Consider the following 8,302-nt stretch of genomic DNA (forward strand, 5'->3'; position numbering starts at 1 on the left):
GGGTTACATCAGTCAAAACTCTTCCCTATAAGGCCCTCCTAGCCTGATACCAGAATCGCGAGCACAACCGGCCGGGTCTTCCCGTCCCGGTTTTTTGTGCAAGCCGCCCGCCGAACGGACCTTTGACATGCCAAGACGCACTGACATCAAGTCGATCCTGATCATCGGGGCCGGCCCCATCGTCATCGGCCAGGCCTGCGAGTTCGACTATTCCGGCACGCAGGCCTGCAAGGCGCTGAAGGAGGAAGGCTTCCGCGTCATCCTGGTCAATTCCAACCCGGCCACCATCATGACCGACCCGGAACTGGCCGACGCCACCTATATCGAGCCGATCACGCCTGAAGTGGTGGCCAAGATCATCGCCAAGGAGCGGCCCGACGCGCTGCTGCCGACCATGGGCGGCCAGACCGCGCTCAACACCGCTCTGTCGCTGCGCCGCATGGGCGTGCTCGAGCGCTACAATGTCGAGATGATCGGCGCCGACGCTACCGCCATCGACAAGGCCGAGGACCGCGCGCTGTTTCGCGAGGCGATGAAGAAGATCGGCCTGGAAACGCCGAAGTCGATGCTGGCCAACGCCACCGACGTCAAGAACACCGACCGCAAGACGCATGAGGCCGAGCGCGCGGCGCTCAAGGCCGAGAAGCCGGCCGATCTCGACGCCGCGCTCGATGCGCTGGAAACCCGCTGGAACCTCGGCGAAGGCGACCGCAAGCAGCGCTATATCAGCCATGGCATGGCGATCGCCGCCCAGGCGCTCGACCATGTCGGCCTGCCGGCCATCATCCGCCCGTCCTTCACCATGGGCGGCACCGGCGGCGGCATCGCCTACAACCGCGCCGAATTCTACGAGATCGTCCAGTCCGGCCTCGACGCCTCGCCGACCACCGAAGTGCTGATCGAGGAGAGCGTGCTCGGCTGGAAGGAGTATGAGATGGAGGTCGTCCGCGACAGAGCGGACAATTGCATCATCGTCTGCTCGATCGAGAACATCGACCCGATGGGCGTGCATACGGGCGATTCGATCACCGTCGCCCCGGCGCTGACGCTGACCGACAAAGAATACCAGATGATGCGCAACGCCTCGATCGCCGTGCTGCGCGAGATCGGCGTCGAGACCGGCGGTTCCAACGTGCAGTTCGCCGTCAACCCGGCCGATGGCCGCCTGGTGGTGATCGAGATGAACCCGCGCGTCTCGCGCTCGTCGGCACTTGCCTCCAAGGCGACCGGCTTCCCGATCGCCAAGATCGCGGCAAAACTCGCCGTCGGCTACACGCTGGACGAGCTGGAGAACGACATCACCGGCGGCGCGACGCCAGCCTCGTTCGAACCGAGCATCGACTACGTCGTCACGAAGATCCCGCGCTTTGCCTTCGAGAAATTCCCCGGCGCCGAGCCGGTGCTGACCACCGCCATGAAGTCGGTCGGCGAAGTCATGGCCATCGGCCGCACCTTCCAGGAATCGCTGCAGAAGGCGCTGCGTGGACTTGAAACCGGCCTGACTGGTCTGGACGAGATCGAGATTCCCGGTCTCAGCCATGGGGGCCTCGGTTCCGCCAACCATGCCGACGACCGCAACGCCATCCGCGCAGCGCTCGGCACGCCGACGCCCGATCGGCTGCGCATGGTGGCGCAGGCGATCCGCATGGGCACCTCGTTGGAGGACGTGCACGCCATGTGCAAGATCGACCCGTGGTTCCTCGAACAGATCGCCGGCATCGTCGCCATGGAAGCCCGCATCCGCGAGCACGGCATTCCCGAGGATGCCGTCAACCTGCGCATGCTGAAGGCCATGGGTTTCTCCGATGCCCGCCTCGCGTCGCTGACGAAGACCGACGCCGAAGTGATTCAGAAAGCTCGCGAAAAGCTCGACGTTCATCCTGTTTATAAACGCATCGACACTTGTGCGGCCGAGTTCGCCTCGCCCACCGCCTACATGTACTCGACCTATGAAGTGCCGTTCGCCGGCGCGCTGGCCAACGAGGCGCAGGTCTCGTCGCGCAAGAAGGTCGTCATCCTCGGCGGCGGGCCGAACCGCATCGGCCAGGGCATCGAGTTCGACTATTGCTGCTGCCACGCCGCCTTCGCGCTGCGCGACGCCGGCTATGAAGCGATCATGATCAACTGTAACCCGGAGACGGTCTCGACCGACTACGACACCTCGGACCGGCTCTATTTCGAGCCGCTGACGGCCGAAGACGTGCTGGAGATCCTGCGCGCCGAGCAGGCCTCGGGCGAGCTGGTCGGCGTCATCGTCCAGTTCGGCGGCCAGACGCCGCTGAAGCTGGCGGATGCGCTGGAGAAGGCCGGCATCCCCATCCTCGGCACCTCGCCCGACATGATCGATCTCGCCGAAGACCGCGACCGCTTCCAGAAGCTGCTGCACAAGCTCAACCTGAGCCAGCCGAAGAACGGCATCGCCTATTCGGTCGAGCAGGCCCGCCTGGTCGCCGGCGAGCTCGGCTTCCCGCTGGTGGTGCGCCCGTCCTATGTGCTCGGCGGCCGCGCCATGCAGATCATCCATGACGAGGGCATGCTGCAGACCTACCTGCTCGACACCGTGCCCGGCCTGGTGCCGGAGGACATCAAGCAGAAATACCCCAACGACAAGACCGGCCAGATCAACACGCTGCTGGGCAAAAACCCGCTGCTGTTCGACACCTATCTCTCCGGCGCCATCGAGGTCGATGTCGACTGCCTCTGCGACGGCAAGGCGACCTTCGTCTCCGGCATTCTGGAACACATCGAGGAGGCCGGCATCCATTCGGGCGACAGTGCCTGCTCGCTGCCGGTGCACTCGCTGCCTTCCGAACTGGTCGACGAACTGGAGCGCCAGACGGCAGCCCTTGCCCGCGCGCTCAATGTCGGCGGGCTGATGAACGTGCAGTATGCGATCAAGGACGGCACGGTCTATGTGCTGGAGGTCAACCCGCGCGCATCGCGCACCGTGCCCTTCGTCGCCAAGACCATCGGCCGGCCAATTGCCAAGATTGCCGCCCGCATCATGGCCGGCGAGAAGTTGGAAGACGCCTTCGCCCATTACGGCGCCATGCCCGACCCCAGGAACCCCGGCCACATCGCGGTCAAGGAAGCCGTGTTCCCCTTCGCCCGCTTCCCCGGCGTCGACATATTGCTCGGCCCGGAAATGCGCTCGACCGGCGAGGTCATGGGCCTCGACCGCGATTTCGCGCTGGCCTTCGCCAAGAGCCAGCTCGGCGCCGGCGTCGACCTGCCGCGCTCCGGCACGCTGTTCGTCTCGGTGCGCGACGAGGACAAGAAAGGCATCCTGCCGGCGGTGAAGCGCCTGGCCGGCCTCGGCTTCAAGGTGCTGGCCACCTCAGGCACCGCCCGCTTCCTCGCCGAAAACGGCGTCGACGCCCAGAAGATCAACAAAGAGCTGGAAGGCCGCCCCCACATCGAAGACGCCATCCGCAACCGCCAGGTGCAGATCGTCTTCAACACCACGGACGGCCAGAAGGCAGTGTCGGACTCGAAGTCGCTGCGGCGGGCGACGCTGATGCAGAAGGTGCCGTATTATACGACGCTATCGGGCGCGGCTGCGGTGGCGGAAGCGATTGCGGCACTGAAGGCGGGGAGCCTCGAGGTCAGGCCGCTGCAGGAGTATTTTGCGTAAGGATTGGTGAACTGCTGTCGGCAGTTCTCGCTTTCAAATTGCTCGCCGCAGCCAAATGATATCCGGATTATACCAGCATCTAAAATAGTGCACTCCGACGGTTAGTAAAGGGTCGGATACAGTAGACAGCCCCCGAGACGTCACGTACGCTAACAGCCAAAAGGCGGGGGGACCAAAAAATGAATCCAGTAATTCGCGCTCAAGTCAAGGATTACGCAAAATCCACGAGCATCGAGTCGGCAAGTCTTAGTGATCAATTCGAAATTTACTCGATATTTGCGACTCTAATCGGTCTGTTGGCCGAGTCCGCAGATGCCAACGATGTCCATTTGACAGGCACGGAGTTCGGTCTCGACGGAGTCGCAATATTAATACAAGGGGAAGTAGTAAAAACACGGATCGAAGCAGAAGATAAGCTCGCCGCGATCAAAAATCCATCGATTGAGTTTGTTTTCTTTCAGTCGAAAACTAGCCCAAGTTACGACTACGGTGACATTTCCAAATTTTTCGATGCTATAACCAGCTTTTTTGATGGCGATTTGCGAGATGAAAGCCCCCAATTGTCGGACTTAACCGAGGCGATGCTCGCGGTATATGAAGGTGTAGTTGGAAAGAAAAATCCTTCGCTAAAAGCGTTCTACATCGCAACCGGAAATTACGAGGAACCTCGGCGCATTGAGTCTTTGAAGAATACATTCACTCGTCAAATGTCTGAAAAAAACATGTTTGACAGAGACAACCTTGACGTAAGTATCGTTGGAGCTCTTCAGCTACAACAATGGTACCGAGCCGCCACAACATCTGTCGAAGCAGAAATTGAATTTACAAAAGCAGTCGTTATGCCAAAAAATAAGAATGTGGACGAGGCATACGTTGGATATCTCGAGGCCAAACAACTAGTTAAGCTATTTACTTTGTTTGACGATAAATTTAACGCAATCGGCATCAATAAATCGGTTTTCGTTGACAATATTAGAGACTACGATCAAAGATCTAAGATTAACCAAGAAATAAAGGTCTCAGTACTTGAGAGCGGTGGTGATGATTTTGCTTTTAGGAATAACGGCGTTACAGTTGTGTCGAAAAGTATAGACCGCACTGGAGATCGATTCCATCTTGAGGACTATCAAATAGTAAATGGGTGTCAAACGAGCAATATTATATACGAATTGATCTTTGGGGAAAGCAAAGGGGCAGCTGAAGATCTAAATCTAATTGACCATATTGCAGTGCCATTCCGCCTGATTGGGTCGAAGAACGATGACTTCGTCGCATCGATCATTATTGGAACGAATAGGCAGAACCCGGTGAAGGAAGAACAATTCTGGGCGCTGAGGCCATTTTTAAAGAGCCTCGAAGAATACGCCAGATCGGTTGAGCCGGAAGAGATCATATATCTTGAACGGCGCGAAAACCAATATCGTGGCCAGCAGGTCGAGCGCGTTAGGATAATTCAGCCATCTTCGATGATGAAGGCCCTGGCTGCCGCGATTTTCTTCCAGCCCAATCGTGCAGCTCGCGACTATCGGGGAATCATGTCGGAGTATGATAGCAAGATATTTAAGGATGATCATGATGTTAGGATCTATCATGCCTGCTGTTATCTCTACTACCGAATTGAGTTCCTCTGGAGAAACCAGCGTATAGATAATAAATATAAGACGTTCCGATTTTATATCATATGTGCCGTCGGTTTAATTGTGACCCGAGGCAGAGACGTCTTTTCCATGAAAAAATCGGAAATAGAAAAAGTAGCGCAGAATATTATTGCATTGAGCAAGAATGAAGAGGCGCTCAAGGCGGTGGTTTATAGAAGCTCAGCGATATTAGACGACAAACTTAAGCAGTTTGGGACGCAGTCCCAGGAGAGGGTTCGGGACGCCATCCGATCAGAGTCGGTTTCTAACGAATTTAGAGAGATGATCCTGACCCAAGACATTCCTGAGGTGAAAAACTACGTTTCATAAGAGGCTGGCGAGTCGTCATGCTCGTTCCTATACTCTCATCACGCCACCGCCACACACTCGATCTCGATATCGAACTCCATCGGCCACGACGCCACCGGCACAAAACTCCGCGCCGGCGGATTGACGCTGAAATACCTGGCATAAACACGGTTGATGGCGTTGTAGAAGCCGGAATTGACGGCGTAGATACGCACCATCACCACATTGTCGAGCGAAGTGCCGGCCGCTTCCAGGCAATGTTTCAGCGCCTTCAGCGACGCCTCGGTCTGCACCTCGATGTCGCCGCGCACCATCTCGCCGGTCACCATATCCACCGGCGGCGTCGCCGAGATGAACACGAAGCCGTTGGCCTTGACCGCTGTCGAGCAGGGAAGGCCGAGCGCCCGCACCTTGGCGGACATGACCGGCACTTCGATGATTTCTTTTTTCATGGCAGTTCTCCCTGAGTTGCAGGGAGCTTATCCCGGCACGGGCGGAACGCCAGCGCCGTTCTTCCCTTCTCCCCTTGTGGGAGAAGGTGGATCGGCGCGATAGCGCCGAGACGGATGAGGGGTGTTCCAGCGGAGTGAGACGTCGGCGTTCCCTGGAACACCCCTCATCCGTCGCCTTCGGCGACACCTTCTCCCACAGGGGGAGAAGGAAGATGCGGCGCTAGAGAAATCCGATGAACCGTCCGGCGAAAAGCACGGACGTCCACAGCAGTATCGAGAGCACAGCCAGGATGGTGCTGCCGGCCAGATCGTCACCACCTCTGGCGAAGCGCAGGAAGGTGAAAAAATTGACGCCGGCGAGAAGGATGAGTGCCATCTTGGCGAGGAAAACCGGCATCGCCGCATAGGTGCTCGCCTTGACCGAAAACAGCAGCGAGCCTGTGACGAGCGCACCCGCGAATGCACTTAATGCAATGCGGCGCAGCAGCGCGACGAATGCGGCTTGCGGCAGCGAACGGAAAGCGCCGCAGATCCTGAGGTCCATGAGAACGACGCTGGTCAACAGCGCGCCGATCGACATGATGTGGAGCGCATTGACTATGGGATAGGCGACGAAGGAAGCCTTCAGCCACCGCGCCAACGCAAGATGCTCAATGCCGGCGAGGAACTCGGCCATTTACGCCGGCGGCACGCGGTCGGGATAGACATCATATGTCTTGCCGTTGACGATGACGCGCACCGCTTTCATGCGCTTTTCGGTCGCCTCGAGCGAGCGGTTGCCGATCGCGGTCACCTCGTCGCCGACCTTGGCCACCTCCTCCGTGAAGCCGGCGGCGATCGTGCGTGATGGCGGCGCCATCTCCACCCGCCAGGCCTCACCCTCCGCGTCGACATCCAGCGTGGCGTGCGGATTGCCGATATAGATGGCCGTGATCTTGCCCTTGAGTTCGAAAAACCCATCCTGTGTCCACGACCAGCCGTGATGGGCATAGGCCGCGGTGCCGGCGGCAAGCATCACGGCCGCCGTCAGCGCGACGCTGCGAATTGCCTTGAACTGCATCGCTCGTCTCCTCGGTTCATCCCGCAGGCACTTGAGAGTAGGACACGGCGCGGCAACGTCAAATCATATCGAGCGAAAGACTGGACCGCCAAGCGCCCGCCCAATCGCCGGCATGACGCCTTGTTAATGACACCCATGCGCGCCACTCTCTCTTTCCTGGCCGTTCTTCCCCTGGGCTGAAGATCGGACTCCCATCGGAAACGAGGCGAACCATGAGCAGCATGAGAGACCGTCAGGAAGGCTTCGAAAAGAAGTTTGCGATGGACGAGGAAACGAAGTTCAGGGCCATGGCGCGCCGCAACAAGCTGCTCGGCCTGTGGGCCGCCGAAAAGCTCGGCAAATCCGGTGCTGACGCCGACGCCTATGCCAAGGAGGTCGTGCACGCGGATTTCGAAGAGGCAGGCGACAACGATGTGTTCCGCAAGGTCCGCGCCGACTTCGACGCGGCGGGCATCGCCCAGTCGGATGGCCAGATACGCACCGCCATGGAAGAGCTGCTGGTGACCGCGGTCGAGCAGATCAGGTCGACCTGAGCGCCGCTCAGCCTTGATCGGTATAGGGCGTGCCGTGCTTAAGGCACAGGGCCATATTGTGGTGTTGGTTGGCCAAGCGGGCTGGCTTCCATCGTAGCGCTCTACGGCGCCCCCCTCTGTCCTGCCGGGCAGGACAGAGGGGGGCGCCATAGTGAACCGCCCTCACCCCTGATGCGCGGCGGCCAGTTCCTTCACGTGTTTTTCGTGCATCTGCAGCGTCGGCAGGGTTTTCTTGGCGAATTCCTTCATTGCCGGGTCGTCGCCGGATTTCGCATAGCCGCTGAACAGCGCGACGGCTTCCTTATGAGCGTTGGTCTGCATCTCGATGTATTTGGCCTGGAATTGATCGCCGCTGGCGCTCTTCAGCTCATCGAGCATCTTCTGCTCCTTGGGCTGCAGGGCCGGACCGGACGGTGCGGTGGCCGAGGTTGTCTGGCCCTGGGCAAGCGCCGCCTTGAATTCCTCGCCGGCCTTGGTGTGATCGGCGATCATCTGTTTGGCGAACGCCTTGACGTCGGCGTCGGTCGCCTGTTGCTCGGCGAGCTTGCTGGACTGGATCTCGAACTCATTGGCGCTCGGCACCGTCTTGATGAAGGTCGAAGTGTCGACCTTCGTCGTGGCGGCGAGCGGCGTGGTCGTGGCGGTCGTGTTCGACAGGGCGAAGGAGGGGGTGGCGG

General features: G+C 59.2%; 7 protein-coding genes. 3 read left to right on the forward strand and 4 right to left on the reverse strand.

Going from position 1 to position 8,302, the window contains the following annotated elements:
- Positions 1-127 precede the first annotated feature (127 nt).
- Together carB and EOA22_RS17550 are read left to right on the forward strand one after the other, a co-directional pair.
- The gene (gene carB, locus EOA22_RS17545; RefSeq protein ID WP_127390114.1) at positions 128-3,634 is read left to right on the forward strand and encodes a carbamoyl-phosphate synthase large subunit; all 3,507 of its coding nucleotides are present in this window, start codon (positions 128-130) and stop codon (positions 3,632-3,634) included.
- A gap of 179 nt (positions 3,635-3,813) precedes the next feature.
- The gene (locus EOA22_RS17550) at positions 3,814-5,601 is read left to right on the forward strand and encodes an AIPR family protein (protein ID WP_063168793.1); all 1,788 of its coding nucleotides are present in this window, start codon (positions 3,814-3,816) and stop codon (positions 5,599-5,601) included.
- Between the two features lie 38 nt (positions 5,602-5,639).
- On the opposite strand, the gene EOA22_RS17555 is transcribed toward EOA22_RS17550, so the two are convergent.
- From EOA22_RS17555 to EOA22_RS17565, 3 genes are all read right to left on the reverse strand, one after another.
- The gene (locus EOA22_RS17555; RefSeq protein ID WP_027039300.1) at positions 5,640-6,032 is read right to left on the reverse strand and encodes a RidA family protein; all 393 of its coding nucleotides are present in this window, start codon (positions 6,030-6,032) and stop codon (positions 5,640-5,642) included.
- A gap of 220 nt (positions 6,033-6,252) precedes the next feature.
- Positions 6,253-6,708, reverse strand: coding sequence for a hypothetical protein (locus EOA22_RS17560; protein ID WP_063168794.1), 456 nt, complete (start codon positions 6,706-6,708; stop codon positions 6,253-6,255).
- The gene (locus EOA22_RS17565; RefSeq protein ID WP_063168795.1) at positions 6,709-7,092 is read right to left on the reverse strand and encodes a DUF6152 family protein; all 384 of its coding nucleotides are present in this window, start codon (positions 7,090-7,092) and stop codon (positions 6,709-6,711) included.
- A 212-nt stretch (positions 7,093-7,304) separates the two neighbouring features.
- On the opposite strand from EOA22_RS17565, the gene EOA22_RS17570 reads away from it, so the two are divergent.
- Positions 7,305-7,625, forward strand: coding sequence for a DUF1476 domain-containing protein (locus tag EOA22_RS17570; protein ID WP_063168796.1), 321 nt, complete (start codon positions 7,305-7,307; stop codon positions 7,623-7,625).
- Positions 7,626-7,787: 162 nt separating this feature from the next.
- Here EOA22_RS17570 and EOA22_RS17575 read toward each other — a convergent pair.
- A partial coding sequence (locus tag EOA22_RS17575) for a DUF4142 domain-containing protein (RefSeq protein ID WP_164755585.1) occupies positions 7,788-8,302 on the reverse strand: 515 nt, incomplete at its 5' end.

This window comes from Mesorhizobium sp. M7A.F.Ca.US.014.04.1.1 (genome assembly GCF_003998745.1).
GTDB lineage: Bacteria > Pseudomonadota > Alphaproteobacteria > Rhizobiales > Rhizobiaceae > Mesorhizobium > Mesorhizobium ciceri.

What these genes read in the sequence shown, in the direction of transcription:
- carB (WP_127390114.1), top strand. Translation starts at nt 128, where the DNA reads ATGCCAAGACGCACTGACATCAAGTCGATCCTGATCATCGGGGCCGGC.
- EOA22_RS17550 (WP_063168793.1), top strand. Translation starts at nt 3,814, where the DNA reads ATGAATCCAGTAATTCGCGCTCAAGTCAAGGATTACGCAAAATCCACG.
- EOA22_RS17555 (WP_027039300.1), bottom strand. Translation starts at nt 6,032, where the DNA reads ATGAAAAAAGAAATCATCGAAGTGCCGGTCATGTCCGCCAAGGTGCGG.
- EOA22_RS17560 (WP_063168794.1), bottom strand. Translation starts at nt 6,708, where the DNA reads ATGGCCGAGTTCCTCGCCGGCATTGAGCATCTTGCGTTGGCGCGGTGG.
- EOA22_RS17565 (WP_063168795.1), bottom strand. Translation starts at nt 7,092, where the DNA reads ATGCAGTTCAAGGCAATTCGCAGCGTCGCGCTGACGGCGGCCGTGATG.
- EOA22_RS17570 (WP_063168796.1), top strand. Translation starts at nt 7,305, where the DNA reads ATGAGCAGCATGAGAGACCGTCAGGAAGGCTTCGAAAAGAAGTTTGCG.